The 24,696-nt window shown below is 31.2% G+C and carries 25 protein-coding genes; 3 read left to right on the forward strand and 22 right to left on the reverse strand.

Annotated elements, in window-relative coordinates; translation table 11 throughout:
- Positions 1-37: 37 nt before the first annotated feature.
- A complete protein-coding gene (locus OREMA_RS0105125) occupies positions 38-1,081 on the reverse strand; it encodes an L-threonylcarbamoyladenylate synthase (RefSeq protein ID WP_018248210.1) in 1,044 nt (347 codons plus the stop codon).
- A 233-nt stretch (positions 1,082-1,314) separates the two neighbouring features.
- On the opposite strand from OREMA_RS0105125, the gene OREMA_RS0105130 reads away from it, so the two are divergent.
- A complete protein-coding gene (locus OREMA_RS0105130; protein ID WP_018248211.1) occupies positions 1,315-1,686 on the forward strand; it encodes a hypothetical protein in 372 nt (123 codons plus the stop codon).
- 28 nt (positions 1,687-1,714) lie between these two features.
- Here OREMA_RS0105130 and prmC read toward each other — a convergent pair whose 3' ends face one another.
- The 18 genes from prmC to glnA all read right to left on the reverse strand — a co-directional run bounded on the left by prmC (position 1,715) and on the right by glnA (position 18,744).
- On the reverse strand, positions 1,715-2,572 hold the full coding sequence (prmC, locus tag OREMA_RS0105135; protein ID WP_018248212.1) for a peptide chain release factor N(5)-glutamine methyltransferase: 858 nt from the start codon (positions 2,570-2,572) through the stop codon (positions 1,715-1,717).
- Position 2,573: 1 nt separating this feature from the next.
- Positions 2,574-3,650: a peptide chain release factor 1 gene (gene prfA, locus OREMA_RS0105140; RefSeq protein ID WP_018248213.1), complete on the reverse strand. Its 1,077-nt coding sequence runs from the start codon at positions 3,648-3,650 to the stop codon at positions 2,574-2,576.
- 129 nt (positions 3,651-3,779) lie between these two features.
- Positions 3,780-4,643, reverse strand: coding sequence for a DUF1385 domain-containing protein (locus OREMA_RS0105145; RefSeq protein ID WP_018248214.1), 864 nt, complete (start codon positions 4,641-4,643; stop codon positions 3,780-3,782).
- A gap of 118 nt (positions 4,644-4,761) precedes the next feature.
- A complete protein-coding gene (gene rpmE / locus OREMA_RS0105150; protein ID WP_018248215.1) occupies positions 4,762-4,965 on the reverse strand; it encodes a 50S ribosomal protein L31 in 204 nt (67 codons plus the stop codon).
- A gap of 91 nt (positions 4,966-5,056) precedes the next feature.
- On the reverse strand, positions 5,057-5,884 hold the full coding sequence (locus tag OREMA_RS18230; protein ID WP_018248216.1) for a peptidoglycan DD-metalloendopeptidase family protein: 828 nt from the start codon (positions 5,882-5,884) through the stop codon (positions 5,057-5,059).
- 18 nt (positions 5,885-5,902) lie between these two features.
- On the reverse strand, positions 5,903-7,150 hold the full coding sequence (rho, locus tag OREMA_RS0105160) for a transcription termination factor Rho (RefSeq protein ID WP_018248217.1): 1,248 nt from the start codon (positions 7,148-7,150) through the stop codon (positions 5,903-5,905).
- An 18-nt stretch (positions 7,151-7,168) separates the two neighbouring features.
- Positions 7,169-8,176: a sodium:calcium antiporter gene (locus OREMA_RS0105165; protein WP_018248218.1), complete on the reverse strand. Its 1,008-nt coding sequence runs from the start codon at positions 8,174-8,176 to the stop codon at positions 7,169-7,171.
- Between the two features lie 89 nt (positions 8,177-8,265).
- Positions 8,266-9,252: a class II fructose-bisphosphatase gene (glpX, locus tag OREMA_RS0105170; protein ID WP_018248219.1), complete on the reverse strand. Its 987-nt coding sequence runs from the start codon at positions 9,250-9,252 to the stop codon at positions 8,266-8,268.
- Between the two features lie 165 nt (positions 9,253-9,417).
- Positions 9,418-10,272 (reverse strand): class II fructose-1,6-bisphosphate aldolase, encoded by an 855-nt coding sequence (gene fba, locus OREMA_RS0105175; protein WP_018248220.1) that lies wholly within the window; start codon positions 10,270-10,272, stop codon positions 9,418-9,420.
- A 282-nt stretch (positions 10,273-10,554) separates the two neighbouring features.
- Entirely contained in the window at positions 10,555-11,196 is a 642-nt protein-coding gene (locus OREMA_RS0105180) for a hypothetical protein (protein ID WP_018248221.1), read from the reverse strand.
- A 106-nt stretch (positions 11,197-11,302) separates the two neighbouring features.
- A complete protein-coding gene (locus OREMA_RS0105185; protein WP_018248222.1) occupies positions 11,303-12,034 on the reverse strand; it encodes a hypothetical protein in 732 nt (243 codons plus the stop codon).
- Positions 12,035-12,163: 129 nt separating this feature from the next.
- The gene (locus OREMA_RS0105190; RefSeq protein WP_018248223.1) at positions 12,164-13,759 is read right to left on the reverse strand and encodes a CTP synthase; all 1,596 of its coding nucleotides are present in this window, start codon (positions 13,757-13,759) and stop codon (positions 12,164-12,166) included.
- A gap of 150 nt (positions 13,760-13,909) precedes the next feature.
- On the reverse strand, positions 13,910-14,065 hold the full coding sequence (locus OREMA_RS0105195) for a XapX domain-containing protein (protein ID WP_018248224.1): 156 nt from the start codon (positions 14,063-14,065) through the stop codon (positions 13,910-13,912).
- 79 nt (positions 14,066-14,144) lie between these two features.
- On the reverse strand, positions 14,145-15,812 hold the full coding sequence (gene argS, locus OREMA_RS0105200; protein ID WP_018248225.1) for an arginine--tRNA ligase: 1,668 nt from the start codon (positions 15,810-15,812) through the stop codon (positions 14,145-14,147).
- Position 15,813: 1 nt separating this feature from the next.
- Positions 15,814-16,230 (reverse strand): DUF1934 domain-containing protein, encoded by a 417-nt coding sequence (locus OREMA_RS0105205; RefSeq protein ID WP_018248226.1) that lies wholly within the window; start codon positions 16,228-16,230, stop codon positions 15,814-15,816.
- Between the two features lie 94 nt (positions 16,231-16,324).
- Entirely contained in the window at positions 16,325-16,732 is a 408-nt protein-coding gene (locus tag OREMA_RS0105210) for a hypothetical protein (RefSeq protein ID WP_018248227.1), read from the reverse strand.
- A gap of 60 nt (positions 16,733-16,792) precedes the next feature.
- A complete protein-coding gene (locus OREMA_RS0105215; protein WP_018248228.1) occupies positions 16,793-17,245 on the reverse strand; it encodes a DUF441 domain-containing protein in 453 nt (150 codons plus the stop codon).
- Positions 17,246-17,412: 167 nt separating this feature from the next.
- On the reverse strand, positions 17,413-18,744 hold the full coding sequence (glnA, locus tag OREMA_RS0105220; protein ID WP_018248229.1) for a type I glutamate--ammonia ligase: 1,332 nt from the start codon (positions 18,742-18,744) through the stop codon (positions 17,413-17,415).
- A gap of 369 nt (positions 18,745-19,113) precedes the next feature.
- On the opposite strand from glnA, the gene OREMA_RS0105225 reads away from it, so the two are divergent.
- Positions 19,114-20,604, forward strand: coding sequence for an amino acid permease (locus tag OREMA_RS0105225; RefSeq protein ID WP_018248230.1), 1,491 nt, complete (start codon positions 19,114-19,116; stop codon positions 20,602-20,604).
- A 92-nt stretch (positions 20,605-20,696) separates the two neighbouring features.
- Complete coding sequence (locus OREMA_RS19315; protein ID WP_018248231.1) at positions 20,697-20,831, forward strand: hypothetical protein; 135 nt, start codon at positions 20,697-20,699, stop codon at positions 20,829-20,831.
- A gap of 37 nt (positions 20,832-20,868) precedes the next feature.
- On the opposite strand, the gene OREMA_RS0105235 is transcribed toward OREMA_RS19315, so the two are convergent.
- The 3 genes from OREMA_RS0105235 to ptsP form a co-directional block, all read right to left on the reverse strand.
- A complete protein-coding gene (locus OREMA_RS0105235; protein WP_018248232.1) occupies positions 20,869-21,363 on the reverse strand; it encodes an FxsA family protein in 495 nt (164 codons plus the stop codon).
- 199 nt (positions 21,364-21,562) lie between these two features.
- Entirely contained in the window at positions 21,563-22,885 is a 1,323-nt protein-coding gene (gene rpoN / locus OREMA_RS0105240; protein WP_018248233.1) for an RNA polymerase factor sigma-54, read from the reverse strand.
- A gap of 92 nt (positions 22,886-22,977) precedes the next feature.
- The gene (gene ptsP / locus OREMA_RS0105245; protein ID WP_018248234.1) at positions 22,978-24,687 is read right to left on the reverse strand and encodes a phosphoenolpyruvate--protein phosphotransferase; all 1,710 of its coding nucleotides are present in this window, start codon (positions 24,685-24,687) and stop codon (positions 22,978-22,980) included.
- Between the last annotated feature and the right edge of the window lie 9 nt (positions 24,688-24,696).

Below are 24,696 nucleotides of genomic sequence, written 5' to 3' on the forward strand. Positions count from 1 at the left end.
TTACTAAATATTAAACAAATACTAATCAACTACTAAACTATACCTCTATTATTTGATAACCGGCTGACTTTCTAAGCCTATTCATAATAGCCAAACCTAAGCCTTCTGTTACTACCCCTTCTACTAATATCTTATCAACACCTTCATTATCAAAATCTCTTAAAAGTTTAAAAATATTTTGACCAACCTCAGCTAAATTATCTCTACTCCCCATATACTTAAGATTAACATTACTATAATTACTTCTTAACTCTTTGGTGAGCATTAGACCAAGCTTAAGATCTTGATATGTATTTATTAATTCCTCTATCTTATCTCTAACTTTATCACTTTTTCCTTCAATTAGAATAACTTCTGCTTTTGGGGCATAATGTTTGTACTTCATCCCTGGGGAAATTGCCCTTTTAGCTTCATTCTCACCTTTACTACTAACCGCTGGATCTATATCTACTTCACCTAATACATCAACTAATTCTTCATAAGTAACTCCTCCAGGTCTTAATAAAACCGGGATATTCTTAGACAGATCTATTACTGTAGACTCTACACCTACTCCAGTCTGACCCCCATCAATAATACCATCTATTGTTCCTGCTAAATCCTCAATAACATGTTCTGCTAAAGTAGGGCTTGGTTTCCCAGATAAATTAGCACTTGGTGCTGCTATAGGAACTCCAGCTTCCTCTATTAGCTTTAAAGCTACTTGATGATTTGGCATTCTAATAGCTACAGTCTCAAGCCCCCCTGTAGTAATCCCTGGGACTTTATTATCCTTAGGTAAAACTATAGTCAATGGTCCAGGCCAAAATTTATTTATCAATTTTTTAGCTAAAACTGGTAACTCTTTAGATATTAAATTATTTATATCTTCTTTTTTAGCAATATGTATAATTAAAGGGTTATCTGCTGGCCTTCCCTTAGCATTAAAGATTTCCCTTACTGATTTTTCCTGTAACGCATTAGCTCCTAACCCATATACTGTTTCTGTAGGAAAGGATACCAGCCTTCCTCTTTTTAATAGGTTGGCAGCCTCTTTTAACTCAGTAATATCAAATACTTTAGTTCCTTTAATAACTTTCATTATTTTATCCCTCTCTCTAGTGAAGTAATAAAACGCTCCCAGAAATTATAACATATTTCTCACCAATTTGACTATAGTATATAATATTTTTAAAGATTTGTTAAGAGAGGTCAAACTATATTTACTATTACCTAGTAAATTTAAAATTATTCAAATCAAAAATCTAAAAAGAATTTCTTTTTATTAAAATAAGTGTTATAATTAAAATAAATAAGATTTAAGGAGAGTTTAAGATGAAAACAACTTATTTTTTATTGATTTTTTTTCTTTTAAACTTCTTTATAATAAACAATGTGGCTTTAGCACAAAATATTTCAATACAGGAACCGAATGATAAACAAGAATTACGCTTCAAATTTGAAGGAGAACTGCTTAAAAAAGTCAAAGAATGGACTGAAGATTTTAGTGAAGAATATTTAATTTACAAAGAAGAATTTGGAGAATATAGTACAACTCTTTCTTTGATTGATAGACATTTAATAATTACTAATTCAGACCATAAGATAACAATTAACGAAGATGATTTAACTCTATTACTAGATAAAAATAGAAAAATAAAATATGATTATGATGAAAAAATGTTAAGATATATTTTTAGATTTTAACCCTAAAAAGAAGTAGGTCTAATTAGACCTACTTCTTTTTAGCTAAAATAACCCTCTCAATTCCAGCATAATCTTTAATTCTTTCAATTTGATAAAAATCAAATCCATTTAATATCTCTATAACATAATCACCTTGATTAATGCCTATTTCAAAAGCTAGAATACCTTCTGCTTTTAATTTATTATTTGCCTGATCAATTATTTGACGATAATAAGCAAGACCATCTTCTCCACCATCTAAAGCGTTCAAGGGTTCATTTTTAACCTCATCTTGTAAACCTTCTATCTCTTCAGTTGGAATGTAAGGAGGATTAGAAACAATAATATCTAGCTCTTTATCAATAGGTTCTAACAAACTACCTAATCTAAAATCAATTTTACCCTCAACTTGATGACTCATAGCATTTTCTTTTGCCACTTTTAATGCACCACTAGATATATCTATTGCTATCCCATTAATATGCTTTTTAGCATATTTAGCTATACTAATTATAATTGCTCCAGTTCCTGTACCTATATCAGCAATATTAACTATATCACTACTAAAATCTTCAATCTTATCTAAAACAGCTTCAACTAAATGTTCTGTTTCTGGTCTTGGTATTAAGGTTGATTTATCAACTTTAAAATTCAAAGACATAAACTCTTGCTTAGCAAGAATATAAGCAACAGGTATCCCTTTGCTTCTAGAAACTACAAAGTCGCGATAAAGGTCTATTTCTTTTTTAGTTAAAGGTCTATCAAAGTTAACATATAAGTCTATTCTTTCCATCTCTAAGATCTCAGATAATAAGACTTCAGCATCTAACCTAGGACTATTAATATTATATTTTTCAAAATGTTTAACAGTTCTATCCAATATCTCTTTAACAGTCAAGAACTCCAAATTATTCCACCAACTTTAATTTTTCTATTTGATCTGCTGTAATTAAAGCTTCTATAATTTCGTTTAATTCACCATCTAAAATAGAATCTAGCTGATGAGTAGTCAAATTTATTCTATGATCTGTTACTCTTCCTTGTGGGAAATTATAAGTTCTAATTCTTTCACTTCTATCCCCTGTTCCAACTTGGCTTTTTCTTGCTTCCGCAACTTCAGCTTGCTGTTCTGCTTCGATCTTCTCTTTTAGTCTAGCCCTTAAAATTCTCATTGCTTTATCTTTATTTTTGTGCTGAGATTTTTCATCCTGACAAGATACTACTAATCCCGTTGGTTCATGAGTAATTCTCACAGCTGAATCAGTAGTATTAACACTTTGTCCTCCTGGGCCACTAGAACGATAAGTATCAATCTTTAACTCATGTTGATTGATTTCAATGTCTACATCCTCAGCTTCAGGTAATACAGCTACAGTAGATGTAGAAGTATGAATCCTTCCACTAGATTCTGTTGCAGGTACTCTTTGTACCCTATGAACTCCACTTTCATATTTCAACCGACTATATGCTCCTTTACCTTCAATCATAAATACAATCTCTTTATACCCACCCATATCAGAAAGACTAGAGCTCATTACTTCTGTTTTCCATCCAGCCCTTTCAGCATAGCGAGTATACATCCTATATAAATCTCCAGCAAAGATATTAGCCTCATCTCCACCAGCACCACCACGTATCTCAACAATAACATTCTTTTCATCGTTAGGATCTTTAGGAATTAGCATTAATGGTAATTTCTCTTCTAATTTTTCCATTATTGGTTTTGCTTCATTTAACTGCATATTAGCTAATTCAATCATCTCTTCATCATCAGCAATCTCTAATATTTCTTCTGCTTCTTCTACATTGGATTGTAGCTCTTTATATTGCTTATATTTCTCAACAATCTCTTTTAAATCAGCATATTCCATAGATAATTTTTGGAATTTATCTTGATCAGCAATCACCTCTGGATTACTTAATGACTTTTCTATCCCTTTATAACGATCTACAACACCCTCTAATTTATCAATCCACCTTTTCATAAATAAACCTCCTTGATACGATTCCTTACATTATATTGATCACAATTATTATATCATAAATTAATCTTTAATAAAGCTTATAGCTATTTTGTAGTTAAAAAATAATAAGGTTATTTATAAATAACCTTATTATTTTTCTTCTTGCAATACACTTTCTAATGATTTAATAGCTACCTCTAACTGATCTAAAGATGGCTCTCTAGTAGTTAATTTCTGCAAATGCAAACCAGGTAATGCAGCTAATTTAAATAATTTATTAGCATTATCTTTACCCGCTTGTTTAATTAATTCATAAGATAAACCTGCTACAATAGGTAATAAAGATACATGAATAAGAATTCTATTAATCAGACTTGGCTTTCCAAAGAAAGAAAATAATAATACACTCATTAACATAACAATTAACAAGAAATTAGTTCCACACCTAGGATGTAGTGTAGAAAATCCTTTAGCATTTTCTGGGCTTAATGGTAATTCAGATTCATAATTATGAATTACTTTATGCTCTGCTCCATGGTACTCAAAAACCCTTTTTATATCTTCTAAACGTGATATTATTAAAATATAAATCAAGAAAAAAGAAACTTTAATAAGTCCTTCAATTAAATTTATGGCAATAGCTGAAGATAGATATTTTTGTATAAAAGATATTAATACTGCAGGTAATACTACAAAAATACCAATCGCTAAACCAAAAGAAATTGCAATAGTACTTATTAATTCCCATAGATCCAAATCTTCTTCTTCCTCACTAAACTGATTAGCAGAAAAAGTTAAAGCCTGTAAACCTATAATTAAAGACTGAAACAAGGCAACAACACCTCTAAAAATAGGCAACTTTAAAAACTTAAATCTTTTACTTAAAGAATTTAACTCTTTTTTATCTATAACTATATCTCCATCTTCTTTACGAACCGCCACTGCTATATGGCCTTCTCCTCTCATCATAACACCTTCAATTACCGCTTGACCACCGTACTGCTTTTCAGGCATTTTTATTTCCTCCTATATAAAATAAAATTCACTTTAATTTTATCACAATTGATGAAAAGAGTAAAAACAACTTAGATAAATATTAAAAAATAGCAGAGCATTAGCCCTGCTATTACAATTAAGCTTCAATTCCATATTTTTTCTTGAATCTCTCAATTCTTCCACCTTTAGCAGATTTCTTCTGCTTACCTGTATAAAATGGATGACAACTGGAACAAATTTCTACTTTCATGTCACCTTTAGTTGTTTTTGTTTCAAAAGTTGCTCCACAAGCACATTTTATAGTTGCTTCTGTGTACTCTGGATGAAGTCCCTTTTTCATTTAGCTCACCTCTTTCCTTTATCATCTAATCATTTAATTCGCTCTACATTTCAACTGTTACATTATAACATAGTTAAAATTTGATTGCAACCTAATCTAAATAACTGATTGGATTTACTGCTTGACCATTAATTCTAATTTCAAAGTGCAAATGAGGCCCTGTACTTCGCCCAGTATTTCCCGAATAAGCAATAGCTTGTCCTTTATAGACTTTCTCACCTTCTGATACTAATAATCTAGAATTATGTGCATAACGTGTCATTATGCCAGACCCGTGATCAATATAAATTACATTGCCATATCCCCGTATATATCTACTTTTAATTATCCTACCACTTTTGGCTGCTTTAACTAATGATCCTTTAGGAACTGCAATATCTATTCCTTCATGCATTCTACCCCATCTCTTACCAAAAGGAGAGGTAATTCTTCTATATTTAGTTGGCCAAATAAAATCATCTTCTTGATAACTAACTGAACTTCTTAAGTAATTATTATTTTTAAAAGAATTAGTCTTATTTTTATCATCATAGCTCTTCTTAGCAGGAATAATTAACGTAGTACCAACCTCAATCAAATCTGCTTGCTTAATATTGTTTAAAGCAGTAATCTTATTAATATCAATTTTATATCGCTTTGAAATACTCCACAAAGTATCTCCAGAATGAATTTTATGTATTTGCATTCTAGTAGGAACATTCAACTTTTGTCCTACTTTTATAATATTTTTATCAGCTAATTCTGGATTGATATTTAAAAGAAGCGAAATATCTACATCAAAGCTTTGAGAAATACTCCATAATGTATCTCCAGCACGAATAATATATTTAGACAAAGAATCATAATTTCCCTGTGCACTTACATTAAACAAAGGAGTAAATAATAGAACCAAGACAACAATAAACAATAATTTTTTCATTGTTTCACCTCGAAATTATTAGAATACCTTTTGTAAGGATTTTAACATTTGTCTATTATTCTTACTTGCTTTTAATTGTTTAATAAATGAATCTATAATTTCTGCTGGATTATTACTATTCATATTTCTTCTTATCTTCCAAATAGTATCTAATTCTTCTTCTGATAATAATAGTTCTTCCTTGCGAGTACCAGATCTATTAACATCAATTGCAGGAAATAACCTTTTTTGCGCTAAATTACGATTAAGGTGTAACTCCATATTTCCAGTACCTTTAAACTCTTCATAAATTACATCATCCATTCTACTTCCTGTTTCTACTAAAGCAGTAGCTAAAATAGTCAAACTACCACCTTCTTCAATATTTCTAGCTGCCCCAAAAAATCTCTTAGGTTTATGAAGCGCTGTGGGATCTAATCCCCCTGATAAAGTACGACCACTAGATGGAATAGTTACATTATAAGCTCTTGCTAATCTAGTTATACTATCCAATAAAATAATAACATCTTGCTTTTGCTCAACTAATCTTTTTGCCTTTTCTAAAACCAATTCTGAAACATTAATATGATTTTGTGGTGGCTCATCAAAAGTAGAACAAATTACTTCTGCGTTGACAGAACGTCGCATATCAGTAACCTCTTCTGGCCGTTCATCTATCAGCAAAATCATCAATTTAGATTCTGGAAAATTACTTGTGATACTATTCGCTATCTTTTTTAATAATACAGTTTTACCTGCCTTTGGTGGCGCAACAATTAATCCACGCTGTCCCATTCCAATTGGAGCAATTAAATCAATTAAACGACTAGAAATTTCATTAGGATTATGCTCTAATGTAATTCTATTTTGCGGATATAATGGGGTTAAATCTTCAAAATGAGGTCTTTGTTCAGCCAATTCAGGATCTTGATAATTAACTGCTTCAATTCTTAATAAAGCAAAATATCTCTCATTCTCTTTAGGCTGACGCACTTGACCTGATACTACATCCCCATTCCTCAAATCAAAACGTCTAATTTGAGAAGCAGATATATAAATATCATCGGTACTTGGTACATACTTAGATGGCCTTAGAAAACCATAACCATCAGGAAGTATCTCTAAGACACCTTCTGCAAAGATTAATCCTCCTTTTTCAGTCTCAACCTTTAAAATTTCAAAAATCAATTCTTTTTTTCTTAGTCTAGTATAACCAGAGATATCTAAAGATTTTGCAATATCATATAACTCTGTTATAGTCTTTCCTTCTAATTCAGTAATATTCATTACTTACTAACTCCCTCTCTAAAAATTAATTCCTAATCTAAATAATAAATAAGTTCCAAATAAATATGTGATTAAAATCGCTACTGAATCCCAACCTATAGTTAAAAAAGTCTTCTCAGAACGATAAAATAATCCTATAACTGAAATTCCACTTAAAACTAATCCCATCAAAGCTGTTATGGAATGAGATAAAGATACATCAGCTAATACTGATCCCTGTCGATAAACAAGGTCTGTAGTAAATATAATCATCATATTAAAAATATTACTACCAAAAACATTACCTACTGCCATATCATAAGCATTAATTCTTATTGCTGCTATAGCTGCGACTACTTCTGGCAATGAGGTAGCTGCTGCAACCAAAATCGTCCCCATAAAGGTTTTGTCCAAACCACTTAGAGTAGCAATCTTATCTCCAGAGTATGATAATGATATACCTGCAATTATAATAAAAAATGCTGCTATACTAAAACCTATTATTGCTTTTTTTAAGGATACATTAGAATCTACTAAATCATCATCTTTTAAATTTTCTTTATTTTTTTTCTCATATCTAAAGTTTAACCTTGTGCCAACTAAATAACCAATTAAAATTACAATACTTCCTAGTCCAATACTTAAAACTTCTATATTTAGACCAGCCAAATGATTAGCTAAAATAAATAAAGTAGCTACACTAGCTAATAAAACTCCTAATAAAGCTGATAAAATATGTTTAGAGTGCACTCTTAACATAAATGGACCTGGACCATGAATCAAATCAACTAAAGCCAAAATAGTAAGGTTAAAAGTGTTACTACCAAAAACATTACCAATTGATATATCAGGCGAGCCAATAATAGCAGCAGTAGAACTAGTAACTAATTCCGGTAAAGAAGTTGCACCTGCTACCAAAATACCACCTACTAAGGCTTGGCCAAGACCGGTTTTATCAGCAATAATATCTCCATAATCAGATAATTTAGTTCCAGCTAATATTATTACCATTGCCGAAACTAAAAATATACTCCATAAGCCTATCAAATCTATTTCCTCCTGTTTGTCAAAATATTACTTTTGTACATTATATAGTAATTATTTTTATTATATCATTTCCAATTACAATAAGTCAATTAAAAGTCTTGCTTAAAAGGTAATGGTTTTTGATCTAATTTATGAATAGCTTCTACAAAGCGCATAGTACCTGTCTTATAACGCATTACTAATGAGTGAGTTATAGCCTTATTATCTTCAAATCTAACCCCTTCCAACATCTCTCCATTAGTAACTCCTGTAGCACAAAAAATGATTTCATCTCCTGAAGCCAAATCATCTATTCTTAGTGAAGCATGAACATCTTCAATTCCCATTTTCTTAGCCCTTGTTATTTCTTCTTCTGCTTTAGGAATTAATCTAGCCTGCATATCTCCACCTAAACACTTTAATCCAGCTGCAGCTAAAACACCTTCCGGAGCTCCACCAATTCCCATTAAAATATCTACTCCTGTATCTGGTAGACATGTAGCTATTGCTCCTGCTACATCACCATCTTTGATTAACTTGATTTTAGCACCACATTTTCGAACTTGTTCTATTAATCCATTTTCTACTCTATGGCGTGGCTTATCTAATATAACAACAGTAACATCCTCTACTGCTTTATTCATAGCTTTAGCTACAGATTTGACATTATCTTTAACAGAAAGATCAATATCTATAGCTCCTTTTGCCTTAGGACCTACTGCAATCTTACTCATATACATATCTGGTGCATGTAAAAGAGATCCTCTATTAGCTACTGCTAGAACCGATAATGCATTTGGACGTCCTTCTGCAATAATAGTAGTTCCTTCTAATGGATCTACCGCAATATCAACTTTAGGAACTTCACCCTTTCTAGTACCTATCTTTTCTCCTATATATAACATTGGAGCTTCATCAATCTCTCCTTCTCCAATTACAACCTCTCCATCTATATCTACAGTATCAAACATACCTCTCATTGCATCAACTGCAGCTTGATCAGCAGATTCTTTATCTCCTCTACCCATCCATCTTGCTGAAGCAATTGCTGCTGCTTCTGTTACTCTAACAAATTCAATAGCTAATTCTCTTTGCATTATTATCCCCCTTATTATAAGTAAATTATCAATTTAAATAAAATAATTCAAAAACTAAAGTTCAGCAAAATAGTCATCAGACGTATAACTTATTTATCTTAAAACAGAAAAAAGGAGCAGAACAATTTCTGCACCCTTTTGAAAAAATAGTATGTTATTTGTAAATTAAGCTTTATTAGCACTTCCAAAAACATCAATCTTCTTCTTAGCAGCTTCAATAATTCCATCTTTTCCTGGTCCAATAATCTTACGTGGATCATATACATCTTTATCATTTGCAATTACATCACGTACAACTTTTGTCCAAGCTTGTTGGAATTCAGTATTTACATTAATTTTACAAGTACCAGAATTAATTGCTTCTTTGATATCTTCAGTTGGAATACCAGTTCCACCATGTAATACTTGAGGAATATCAGCAAGACTTCTGATTTCTTTCATTTCTTCAAAACCTAAATCAGGTTCTCCTTGATATGGACCATGAACAGATCCTAAAGCTGGAGCTAATGCATCGATACCAGTCTTCTCAACTAGTTCTTTACATTCATTTGGATCAGCATATTTGATACCACCAATGATACCATCTTCTTCTCCACCTACAGTTCCTAACTCAGCTTCAACAGATGCACCATTTGCATGTGCATAATCTACTACTTGTTTAGTAGTTGCAATGTTTTCTTCTAGTGGGTGATGAGAAGCATCAATCATAACAGATGTAAAACCAGCATCAATTGCCGCTTTACAGCTTTCAAAACTTGTTCCATGATCTAAATGGATTGCAACTGGAATAGTAATCTCCATATCTTCTAATAGACCTGTTACCATATTTACAACAGTTTTGAATCCTCCCATATAACGAGCAGCACCTTCAGATACACCTAAAATAACAGGTGATTGCTTAGCTTCACAAGCCTCTAAAAGAGCCTGAGTCCACTCTAAGTTATTGATATTAAACTGTCCTACTGCATATTTCTCTTCCTTTGCCTTATTTAGCATATCAGTCATTGATACTAATGCCATAATCTTATAACCTCCTTAAAATTGTCAGTACTTATTATTCCATAAAGAAGTATAAAAATCCTTCTTTAATCTTATTTTTTTCGACATTTTTTTAATTTGTCGATTTTACACAAATAAAATATGTATTAATTTAGAACACTTTTAAGATCTGAGTTGATAACTAAGCCCTAGAATTGAATAATCTAATCAATAAATTGAAATCTTAATTAAATAGAAACCATTTAGATAAATAAATCTATTGCAATAGATTTATTTATCTAAATGCAATCTAAGAAGTAAGCTTTAAATATTTATTCCCTCTAAGGCGCTAACTACTCCTTCTAAAATCTTTATCTGCTTTATCTTTCTTAAAAAAGCTAAATCGTCCTTATTTTCTGCACTAATTCTAGTTACTCCATGACAGTTATTGCAAGTTAATCTAATCTCACGCGGTAGCATATCTATATCTATATCTGAGTTCCCACATTGGCAGACCAATCCATTGGTAGCAGCAATATCATGTAATTCATTCAAAACTGAAAGCATAATCTCAGGATTATTAAAATAATCATCAAACTCTAGTTGGTCAATCATTAACTTCAAACATTTTTCTTCTTCTTCAGCCAGCTTTTTTACTTCATCATAAGGGCCTAAATATCCTAACTCAGCATTATTACCTAAACATTTAATCTCTTTAATTTGATCCGACCATAATTTTGATTGAGTATAACTAACCCTATGGGTAGATTCACAAACTATACAAGAATACTCTAACCAATATTTTTTCGGGCTATTCTTTCCAAATACTAATTTTGTAAAGCCACAAACACATTTCATTTCTAATCTATTTTTTCCTGAAAAATCGAATATATTAATTTCATCTAATTCTAATTCTCCACAAATAGGACATCTCCAGGCTAGAGTAGCATTACATTCCAATAGCATTTAGCTCCCCCTCCTTTCTCCTTCCATGATAATTATTCTCTATCCAAAGATAAAACCCTTTTAATAAATTAAAATATTGTTTTAAAACAATATTTTAATTTATTAATTATATCTTTCTTGCTATTACTTCTTTAACCCCTTTATTGACTTTCAATTTAATCCAATTATAACAATTTAATCTTTTTAAATTAATCCTTTTATTATAGGCAAAAATTGGAGTTTCAGCCTTTAAAACATACTTTTTTAAATCAGGATTTAATCTACTTCCAACATTTAAAATTATTTTATTCTCTTTAGAATTAACCCTTACTAATATACCACTTATATCATAATGATATAATACCAACTTATTTAATTTATATCCTATACCCAAAATAGCTATTCCTTTATCCCCTACTCTAACATCTGACACTCCAGTTGAATAATTATTACGAACTAACTTAACATCTCTATCTATATTATATGTTATTTCATGTCCTGTATTTAATTCTTCTAATCTAACCTTATTACCTTTAATTGATTTAACTTTAATATTTATTGCTTTATAAAAACTATTTATACTTTCTATCCCTCCACCTTCATTTAAAGTTATTTTTGCATATTGAAAATTATTATTAGTAACTGGCTTTAAAGCAGATAAAGAAACCTCTTGATTATTAAGATAAATCTTAGTGGCTATATCAATAATATATTCTTCTATCCCTTGATCACTTTTAAATAGTAGAGTATCTTGACTAGCATTTACCGCTATTATTTCACCACTAATTTCCTTAGCCCAAACAACATTATTTATAAGAATACAGCTAAATATTATTAAAACAATTATAAACTTTTTCATATTCATCCCTCCGTATATCTTTTGTTAGTAATATTATTGACATTTATTTCAAAGATATACGGAATAAAAGGAATTTTTTTGAATTCAAAAAAAGAAGAAGGGGGATATCCCCCTTCTTCTTGGACTTATTTATTTTAATGTAGACTCTATAAATCCTTTAAATAAAGGATGAGGTCTATTTGGTCTTGACTTAAACTCTGGATGAAATTGACTTGCCACAAACCATGGGTGTTCAGGAATCTCAACTATCTCTACCAATCTATCATCTGGAGAAACACCTGATAATAATAATCCAGCTTCAGTTAACTCCTTTCGATACTGATTATTGAATTCATAACGATGACGATGTCTTTCGTAAACTACTTCTTCATTATATAAATCACGACTAATAGAATCTTTAGATAGTTTACAAGGATATAAGCCTAATCTCATTGTTCCACCTTTATCTTCAATATCCTTTTGTTCAGGCATTAAATCTATCACTGGATATTCTGTACTCATAAATTCTGCACTATGGGCTTTGTCTAAACCACAAACATTACGTGCAAATTCAATTACCGCACATTGCATACCTAAGCAGATTCCTAGAAAAGGAACTTTATTTTCTCTAGCATAACGAATCGCTTCAATCTTTCCTTCTACTCCTCTATCTCCAAATCCACCTGGCACCAAAATACCATCTACATCTTCTAAATACTCTTGAGCATTATTTTCTTCAATATCTTCAGAATGAACCCACTTAATATCAACTTCAGAACCATTGCTAATTCCAGCATGCTGCAAGGATTCAACAATACTAATATAAGCATCTTGTAACTCTACATACTTTCCAACAATAGCTATCTTAGTTGACTTATCTAAATTTTTCATAGTAGTCACTAACTGCTTCCACTCAGATAAATCAGGCTCAGAAACTTGGGATCGCAAACCTAATCTCTTTAATGTAATTTTAGCCAATCCTTCTTCTTCCATAATCAAAGGCAGCTCATAAATACAACTAGCATCTTTAGCTTGAATAACAGCCTCTTTATCTATATCACAAAATAGCGCTATTTTATCCTTAACCTCTTTACTTAATTCATGTTCTGTACGACAAACAATTACATCTGGTTGAATACCTAAACTTCTTAACTCTTTAACACTATGTTGAGTTGGCTTAGTTTTTAACTCACCAGCTGCAGCTAAATATGGTACTAGAGTACAATGAACATACATTACATTTTCGGGACCAAAGTCACTCTTACACTGACGAATTGCTTCTAAAAAAGGCAAACCTTCTATATCTCCTACAGTACCACCAATCTCTACTAAGGCTACATCCACCTCTTTATCTTCCCCTAGACGTTTAATTCTTGATTTCATCTCATCAGTAATATGTGGAATAACTTGAACAGTTCCTCCTAAATAATCTCCTCTTCTTTCTTTTGTTAATACTGTAGAATAAATTTGTCCAGTAGTTACATTAGAATTTTGATTTAAATCTATATCAACAAACCTCTCATAATGCCCTAAATCTAAATCTGTCTCTGCTCCATCATCAGTAACAAATACCTCACCATGTTGATATGGGCTCATAGTTCCAGGATCAACATTTATATAAGGATCTAACTTTTGAACTGTAACCTTCAATCCTCTCTCTTTTAACAACCTTCCCAATGAAGCAGCTGTGATACCTTTACCTAATGATGAAACAACCCCACCTGTTACAAAAATATATTTTGTCATTTAAATTCCTCCTATTTTACAATTAAATTCTTTTTCATTCTATCTAACTTCTTTAATCTAACTACAAGTCAGACGTCTATCCTAAAGGCCTCCATAGAAAAAGACTAGAATTTTAGGGCTGGTTACCCCTAAGCTTCTAGTCTTTAGTCTTTAAATTAAATACTTGATAATTAGAGATCCTAAATAAACTCCTGCGACCCCCATTACTCCTGCTAAGTTCGGAGGGGCTGGAATGGGAAAATTAAAATAAGAAAATAAAGCTCCAACAATTATACCAGATACTGTTGCTAATAATACTTGATTCATTGCCATTCCTCCTTAATATTATTTTATCCTCTCCGACTAAAGCTAATTCAAAATAAAAATTAAATGTTTATACTAGAAATTACATACTTTCTGGAGCAGATACGCCTAATAGACCTAACACATTCACTAAAACCTGCTTAGCTGCTAAAACTAGTACTATTCTAGCTTTCATAACCTCTTGATCTTCAATTAAAACATGGCATTTATTATAAAACTTATGGAATACAGAAGCTAAATCATAGGCAAAACGTGCTATATGATGTGGTGCCCTACTTTCTGCACTCTTAGCTATCTCATTAGGATAATCCGCCAACATTTTCATCAAATCAATTTCAACATCTTCTCTTAGATTAGTTAAATCAACTTCTTTAACCTTAGGCAACTCTATGCCTTCATCTTTAACTTGATCCAAAATACTACAAATCCTTGCATGAGCATACTGAATATAATAGACTGGATTATCACTAGATTGCTTTTTAGCCAATTCTAAATCAAAATCAAAATGACTATCTGTACTACGCATAACATAAAAATACCTTGCCGCATCTTTACCAACTTCTTTTACTACATCACGCAAAGTAACAAAATTACCAGCCCGTTTAGACATAGGAACTTTCTCACCATCACGCAATAGAGTAACTAACTGCACTAAGACAATCTGTAATGATTCACGGTCATAACCTAAAGCTTCTATTACAGCTTTCATTCTTTCGATATAGCCATGATGATCAGCACCCCATACATTAATAACTTCTTCAAAGCCACGATCATATTTGTTCTTATGATAAGCTATATCTGCAGCTAAATAAGTAGGATTTCCATCATCTTTAATAACTACTCTATCCTTATCATCTCCAAATTGAGTTGACCTAAACCATAAAGCCCCTTCATTTTCATAGATGAAGTCAGATTTCTTTAATTCTTCTACTACTTCCTCTACACTATCTGGATGGAGAGTTTGTTCACTAAACCATTTATCAAACTCTACCCCAAAACTTTTTAAATCACTTTCAATATTGTTTAATAACTTCTGATAAGCATATTCTCTAAAGAAATCATAATTACCACTTTTAGCATCTTGCAGATGATTATTATTTTCTTCATCTATTATTTCTTGAGCAATATCTTTTATATAAACACCTTGATATGATTCTTCAGGAATCTCAACCTCTTCACCTAATAACTGTTGATATCTAATAGCAACAGATTTACCTAAAAGATTCATCTGATTACCAGCATCATTAATATAATATTCTTTACCTACAACAAATCCTGCACTAGATAAGATGTTTGATAATACATCGCCCACAACAGCACCACGACTATGCCCTACATGTAAAGGACCTGTTGGATTAGCACTTACAAATTCAACTTGAACTTTTTTACTTGCTCCAACATTAACTTCGCCATAACTTTCTCCTTGTTCTTCAATCTCCGCTAAAACATCATATAACCATTTATTACTTAAGAAAAAGTTAATAAATCCTGGTCCAGCTACCTCAACTTTATCAATCAAATCTACCCCTGATAAATTTTCTTTAATTATCTCCGCAATTTGACGAGGAGCCATTTTAGCTTGTCCTGCTAAAACCATTGCAATATTTGTGGCATAATCCCCATGGGACTCATCACGTGGTACTTCTAATTTGATATCTGGCAACTCTTCTATATCTAGCTCATTTGAAATATTTATCGCATTTTCTATTGCTGCTAGCAATTCATCTTCTAACTTTTGTACCAGCGCCATCTTATTCCTCCTTATAAAAAATATTTAATTCATTACTACTTATTATTTTCAAATCATTATACAACTGATAAGATAAGCTAATCTTCCCTTGAGAAGAACCTAGATCAAACTTTAAATTTTGAACTTCAACTTCAAAATTTAAAGTTCCATAAGGGGTATGATAATCAAACTCCCTTTTTTCATCTAATACAAATTCTTGTATCATTCTTAATTTTCCTTGTCTGATTAAAGTTAACCTATCTGGCTTTATCTTAAGAGTAGTTTTTACTCCTTTTACTCCTTCTAACTCTTCCTTATATTTTAAATAATATGTATTATTTTTATTATATAAACTACCTTTAGTTTTAAAAGAAATTTTATTACTTTGATTGCCATCATCTTGAATACTATTTATTCTAAGCTTTACCTCTTTTGGCAAAGTACCAACCTCTTTCTAAATTTGATAACTAATTAATAACGTATTATGATACAACAATAATTTATTATACATTCTAAGTTTAATTTTTTCAAGACTATAATCTAAATCCTTTTGCATATCTTTTGGCACTTTCTTTATCTTTCAATTCTCTAAAATCCTTAACTATACAACCCTGCGATTCCAACTTACCCATTAAAATTTTTAAAGCTTTAGACCTTCCAAAAAAACGTTCCTGCACAAAAGCAATTACCTCTTGGCCAACAGCCCTTTTTGTATTCTGCAAAAATATATCTACCTTTGGATCTAAATTACCACCAAACAAGCCCAAATTCGGACTACCTACAAGAACTAAATCATACTTAGAAAAATAAACTGCGGGAGAATTTGTAGGAATCGTCTCTAAATCTACCATAATATCATTGAATTCAAAACCTAATTTCAAACCTTCAGCAATTTCTTTTAATTTATTATCCTTTGAATAAGCAATTAGAACCCTCTTCATTATCTTACCTCCAATTAAACTTTACTATCTCTATCTTTCTTTAAACAATAAGATCTTCCTTTATCTAAACAAGGAAATTAATTTATATATAACCGCTGTAATTCCACTTGCAATCAATGGACCACTAGGTACCCCCTTAAAGAAAGCAACACCTATAATTACTCCAATTACAAGGTTAATAGTCACAGTAGGTGTATTTTCCATCAACATTAAACCCTCTCTAGTAAATTGGGTAACTGCTATCCCCATTATTAGACCTAAGATAGCGATTGGATTCATCAAATTTTCTGTCATTCCTTCAAGCTTTAAATCTCCAGTTGCTAAGGGGGTTAAAACTCCTAACATAATTAGAATAATTCCAATTTTAACACTATAATTATCAATTATATTTAAAAATCCTTCCGCTTTCAATAATCTAACTAACAATAAAACCGCTCCAGAAATAATCAAAGAATTATTTCTAACTATTAATCCTAGGATCGTTATTATAATTAATACTATATTAATTTGCATTACTTATACACCTCTTCTTATAAATTTTATTACGAAGCTTATTATAACAATTATTTAATTATAATTTAAGTGGAAATTTAAAATATATTACTTAATTTAATTTTAAGACTTGATTTTATAAAAATAAAAAAGCAGACTGCATAAGCAATCTGCTTTATAATATTTAATTAAAATACATTTAAGTATTGATCTAATTCCCATTGATGAACTTGAGTTCTATATACATCCCACTCAATCATCTTAGCCTCTACAAAATGTTCTACAACATGCTCACCTAGAGCATCTTTTACTAAATCATCTGCTAATAGCTCTTGTACAGCATCGAAAAGATTACCTGGTAAATTATCAATACCTGCTGCATCTCTTTCAGCTTTAGTCATCTCAAAAATATCTTCTAAAATCTCTTTAGGTGGTTCAATTTTGTTCTTAATTCCATCTAAACCAGCCTTCAACATTACAGCAGTAGCTAGGTATGGGTTAGCAGCTGGATCAGGATTTCTCATCTCAACTCTAGTTCCCGCACCACGTGCAGCTGGGATTCTTACTAACGCACTACGATTAGAAGCAGACCAAGCTAAATAAACAGGTGCTTCATATCCTGGTACTAATCTCTTATAAGAGTTAACAGTTGGATTAGTAATAGCTGCAATAGCCTTAGCATGCTTTAATAATCCACCTATATAGTAATATGCCTCTTGACTTAGACCTAATTTATCATTTTCATCATAAAATGCATTCTTTCCATCTTTAAATAATGATTGATTCATATGCATTCCAGAACCATTCTCTCCAAAAATAGGTTTTGGCATAAAAGTAGCATGTAAGTCATGCTTATTAGCAATAGCCTTAACTACAAATTTAAAAGTAGCGATATTATCAGCCGTTCTTAAAGCATCCTCATATTTAAAATCAACCTCATGCTGTCCTGGAGCAACTTCATGGTGAGAAGCTTCCATTTCAAAGCCCATTTGTTCTAATGCTAAAACAATATCACGTCTAGTATCTTCACCTTTGTCGATAGGTCCTAAATCAAAGTATCCACCTTGGTCATGAGTTATAGTAGTTGCATTTCCCTCTTCATCTCTTTCAAATAAGAAGAATTCTGGTTCAGGACCAACATACATTTGATAACCCATCTCTTCAGCCTCTTTTAAAGCTTTTCTTAATACGTTTCTTGGTCCACCTTCAAAAGGAGTTCCATCAGGCATATATACATCACAGATCAATCTAGCTACTGCACCATCTTTTGGTCTCCATGGGAATACGGTAAAAGTATCATAGTCTGGCTTTAAATACATATCTGATTCATTAATTCTAGTAAAACCATCGATTGATGAACCATCAAACATAATTTTACCATCTAATGCATCCTCTAATTGATTAACTGTGATTGCAACATTTTTAATTACCCCTAAAATATCAGTAAATTGCAATCTAATAAACTTAACTTCTAACTCCTCGGCTTTTCTTAATACATCTTCTCTCGTTAAATTACTCACTCTACTTCCTCCTTGAATTCGCTTTTATTTGCTTATATATTAACAGGAAAAATAAATTGTGTCAAGTTCATGTTAACTTTTTTATGAATATTTTTTTATCAAATAGTTATTTAACTCTAATATTTTAGTTTTTTTGAGTTTAAATAATAAATATTTACTTTAATATAATTAACCAAATTATTAAATAATATGTTTATCAAAGAATTTATTCACCTTTATTATATACTATAATTGTTAATTATTAAATAAAAAAATAAAATTTATCAGTTTTGAATATACTATAATTTTATAAAATAGATCATTATAATAATTAAAGTCTTTTTAAACATACTAACAATAGAAAAATACAATTTTAAAAGAGGTGTAAATATGTCTAAAAAAAATAGCGGTTTATCAATATGGCATCTTACAATGCTATCTCTTGGAACTGTAGTAGGCGGATCATTCTTTTTAGGATCTGCTATAGCTATACGAACTGCTGGACCTGGAGTACTTATATCCTACCTTTTAGCTGGGATACTAGTCCATATAATATTAACAGCACTTTCTGAAATGACTGTAGCAGAACAAGCCCCCGGTTCTTTTAGGACCTATGCTGAAGAAATGTTTGGACCCCTAGTTGGATTTGTTGTAGGTTGGGTTTATTGGACAGGAATAATTCTTGCTATGTCTAGTGAAGCTACAGCCGCATCTCTTCTTCTCAGAAATTGGTTCCCTGGAATTTCATTACCTTTTACAGCTATAATAATTATTGCTGGGGTAACAGCATTAAATTTATTAGGAGCAAAACTATTAACCACTTTAGAAAGCGGACTAGCTTTGATAAAGCTAACTGCTATAGCAGCCTTTATATTAGGAGCAATAGCACTTATAGTTGGTATAACAGGAAGACCTATTGGAATAGGAGCTATAGGCAAAGAACCTTTTCTTCCTGAAGGAATAAGTGGTATTGCCGGTAGTATGTTAATTGTTATGTTCACTTATGCAGGTTTTGAGGTGATTGGCTTAGCTGCTTCTGAGGCTAAAGACCCACAAAAGACTATACCTAAAGCAATCAACTTCACAGTCTTAGGCCTTGTAATACTTTATTCTCTTGCAATTACAGTACTACTCCCACTCATACCTACAAAAGGACTAACAGAAGAAGTTAGCCCTTTTGTAGCAGCTTTAACAGCATCTGGGGTCGGATGGGCAGCAAGAGCTATGAATATAATATTAATCATTGCAATTTTATCAACAATGTTAGCAGCTATGTTTGGACTAGGACGGATGATAAGTTCTTTAGCAGAAAATGGTTATGCTCCAGCATGGATAAAAGAAGATAGCGATATACCAAAAAGAGGAATTCTATTTTCTGGCATTGCCATGATTACAGGAGTTGGTCTAGCTTATTTATTGCCGAGCGAAATCTATGTCTTTTTAATTAGTTCTGGTGGGTTTTCTTTATTATTTGCCTATGTTATTATTATGGCTACCCACTATAAATTCAGAAAGAATAAAGGTTGCCCTCCCCAAGGAAATTGTCAACTATCAGGATATCCTTATACATCCTTGTTCGGACTTATATTTTTATTAGCGATAATAGCAAGTATGCCTATAATTCCAGGACAAGGTTCAGGGCTTTTTGCTGGTTTATTATTAGTAGGATTTTATACCTTAGCTTATATTGTACTTAGGTCATATTCATTAGTAAAATCTAATGATGGTATTTCTCTGAAAAAAATATTGGATCTTAATAAAGCAGAAAAAGAAATAAATAATCCTCAAAGGTTGAAATCTTTAAAGCTCCAAAGTCAATTTGAAACAGCAGAAGAATTATCAAAGCAAAAAGAAAATAAAACAGATAATAATCAAAAATAACCTTAATATAAAGAACAACTAAAAAAATCTACTAAACTTAAATCAAACTATTTAAACTACCAGAACAGGGAAAACACGAAAAGGATTTACTGTTGGGAGCCATTAAAAATACAGACAATTCAGCAAATGATATTAGACATATGTCTGAGGAAATAAGCAATTCATCACAAGAATTAGCTGATATGGCACAAGAAATAAAGATTTTAGTTGATAAATTTAAGGTATAAAAAAGCCGGGGATTCTTCCCCGGCTTTTTTATCTATATTAATCATCTATTTCTTCATAATCTACATCAATTGAATCTGACAGATTTCCCCACTCATCTTCATCACTATAATTATTAGTTCCTGAATAATTATCCCTTTCCTTCTTACTATAAACTGAACTCTGATGATAATGTATATGGTTTTTAAATTTATTTTTTACTAAGCCTCTAACGATTCTACGACTCAAAGGAATTATTAATAAAAAACCACTTATATCTGTTAATAATCCTGGAGTCAACAACATAACTCCTCCAATCAAGATTAACAAACCCTCTATTAGACTATCAGCCGGCAATTTACCACTATCTAAAGACTTTCTAATCTTACTTACTACTAAAAACCCCTGCTCTCTAGCTAGTGATACACCAATAACTCCAGTTACAGCTACTAAGAAAAGAGTAGGCAATAACCCCATATAACTTCCTATTCTAATTAATAATGACAACTCAATCATTGGAATTAAGGTAAATAATAATAATAACCTCAAAAACATCAACTTCACCTTCTTTGTTGTTTATAACTCTAATTATAACTAGTATAAATGTAAAATGCAATTTAGATTAATTACAAAAAGAGTATAGGGTATTTTATCACCATCACTCAACAATGAAATTTTTAACAATATCTAAAAAACATAGTTACTAGCTATTAAAATTAAGACAAATACTTAGAGTCTTAGAAAAGTTCATACCTTAATATGCATACCTTTTTCTCTGCCTAGAAGATGGAATACTCAACTCTTTTCTATAATTAGCAATAGTTCTTCTCGAAATATCTATATTCATTGCTTTTAATTTATCGACTATTTTTTGATCACTTAAAGGTTTAGATTTGTCTTCCTCTTCAATAATAGTCTTTAACTTCTGTTTTACACTTACTGCAGAAGTAAAACCACTTTTAGTTTTGATACTTTCACTAAAGAAAAATTTCATCTCAAATAATCCATGAGGGGTTTGGATATACTTATCACTTGTAGCTCTACTTACTGTTGATTCATGCATATCAATAGCATCTGCAACTTCTTGCATTGTCATTGGCTTCAAATATTCTAGTCCACCAACCAAAAAATCTCTTTGAAGATCGATAATTGCTTGGACTATATTATAAATAGTTCTTCTGCGCTGTTCAATACTCTTAATTAACCATAAGGCAGAGTTTAATTTCTCATTAACATAATCCTGTAACTCTACTTCTGATTTACCCTGTTCTAAGATCTTTTTATAATATCTATTAATTCTTAAAGTCGGAAAACTTCTTTCATCCATTATAATAATATAATCTCCCTTAACCCTTTTTAATATCACATCAGGTTCTAAGTAAGAATTATTATATAAATCGTTGAATCCCTCAACTGGAATAGGTGTTAAACTTTTAATTAAATCAATCAACTTCTGGGCATGATCTAGTTCAAGATTAAGCTTCTTAGCAATTATAGAAACTTGATTTTTACTCAATTCAGATAAATAATCACAGATTATCTTTTTGGCTAAATTAATATCTTGAATATCTATTTCTGCTGTTAAATTATCTAACTGTAATACTAGAGATTCCTCAATATTATTTGCAGCTATCCCTAATGGCTGAAATTTTTTTATTTTACTTAGTATAACTTCTATTTCCTTATCACTTACTTTTAATTCTTCCTTCACTTTTTCCTCATCAGTAAAAAAACCTGAATCATCTAAATTTCCTATTATATATTGGCCGATCTCTTCTTCCAACTTATTATCAGCAACTAAATATAATTGTTGGCACAAATATTCATCTAAACTTGGCCTATCAGCAATAAAATTCTGATAATTAATACCTTCTTGACTATAAGATTCTCCACTATAATTGGCTGATGAGCTATAGATATCTTCAAATTCTAATAAAGGATTATTTATTATTTCTTCTTCTATATACTCTCTTAACTCTAGCGTAGAAAACTGTAATAGCTCTATAGCCTGTTGCAACTTAGGTGTCATAATCATCTTTTGCCCTTGCTTTAGATTAAATTCTTGTTTAAAATCCATGACTACACCACCTTTGTATATATTCTATACTATAGTTTACTATAAAAAAAACAACTACTCAAGATTGAGTAGTTGTTAATAATTAGAAATATTTACTTAGGATTACTTAAATAATCTTCAACTTCTTTGGCCGTAGAGAAGGTCAATGCCTTTTCAGCAATCTCTTTTGCTTCTTCTAGAGTCATATTTCTAATATTATCTTTAACCTCTGGAATAGAGATACCACTCATACTAAACTCATCTAGGCCTATTCCTAATAAATAAGGCGTTAACCTCTTATCTCCTGCCATTTCACCACACATTCCTGCCCAATTACCTTCAGCATGAGCTGCTTCTACAACACGTTTAATCAAACGTAATAAAGCAGGATGGAATGGTTGGTATAAATGAGATATATTTTCATTCATTCTATCTGTTGCTGTTGTATATTGAATTAGATCATTTGTACCAATACTAAAGAAGTCCGTCTCTTTAGCTAGTATATCTGCAATCATAGCAGCTGCTGGAACTTCAATCATCATTCCAACTTCTAGATTTTCATCAAATTCAACATTTTCAGACCTTAAATCATCTTTAACCTCTTCTAAAATTTCATTAGCTGCTCTTAATTGTTCTAAAGCAGAGATCATTGGATACATAATCTTAACTTGACCATAAGCACTAGCTCTTAAAATAGCTCTCAATTGAGTTTTAAAGATATCAACTTGATCTAAACAGATTCTAATTGCCCGATAACCAAGAAATGGATTCATCTCCTCGGGCAGATCTAAGTATGATAACTCTTTATCTCCACCTATATCTAAAGTTCTAATTACAACTGGTCCTTCCATCTTCTCTGCTACTTCTTTATAAGATTCAAACTGTTCTTCTTCAGTAGGTAAAGAATCACGATCCATATATAAGAACTCACTACGATATAACCCAATACCTTCTGCTCCATTATCTAAAGCACCTTTAACATCTTTTGGAGTTCCGATATTAGCTACTAATTCTATTTGATGACCATCTTCTGTCTTCCCTGGTAATTCTTTAAGTTGAGCTAAACGTTTCTTTCTTTCTTGATATTCTTGAGCTTTAGTTTCATAAGTTTCTAGCTCTTCAGCAGATGGATTAATAATTATATTACCATCTACCCCATCTACAATAATTTGCTTTCCATTTTCTACTTCATCTAAGATATCACTAACTCCAACTACAGCAGGTAATTCTAATGAACGAGCCATAATTGCAGTATGGGAAGTTCTACCACCAATTTTAGTAGCAAAACCTAAAACTTTATCTTTATCAACTTGAGCTGTATCAGAAGGTGTTAAATCCTCAGCAATCAAAACAACCTCTTCTTCTAATTCTGCTAAATCAACACTTTCTACTCCTAATAAATTCTTTAGGATTCTACCTCCTACATCACGAATATCACTAGCTCTTTCTTTCATATAATCATTATCCATATTAGCAAACATAGTAGCAAATTGCTCTACCGTCTCATCTAATGCTACTTCTGCATTGACTTGTTCACTCTCAATCTTATTTTCAATCGCAGATATTAACTCTGGATCAGCTACTACCATTAAATGAGCTTGGAAAATTTCTGCTTTGTCACTTCCCATCTCTCTTTCAACCTTTTCTTTGATAGCTGTCAATTGTTCTTTAGAAACATCTAAAGCATCATGTAATCTATTTTTTTCACTATCTACATCATCAAACTTCTTTTTGTCATATTCAAGGTTTTCTTCTTCTAAAATTAAAATTTTACCAATAGCTATTCCTGGAGATGCTGCTACTCCTAGCATTTGTTTACTCATTTATTATCA

Origin of the sequence: Orenia marismortui DSM 5156 (assembly GCF_000379025.1) — a bacterium.
GTDB lineage: Bacteria > Bacillota > Halanaerobiia > Halobacteroidales > Halobacteroidaceae > Orenia > Orenia marismortui.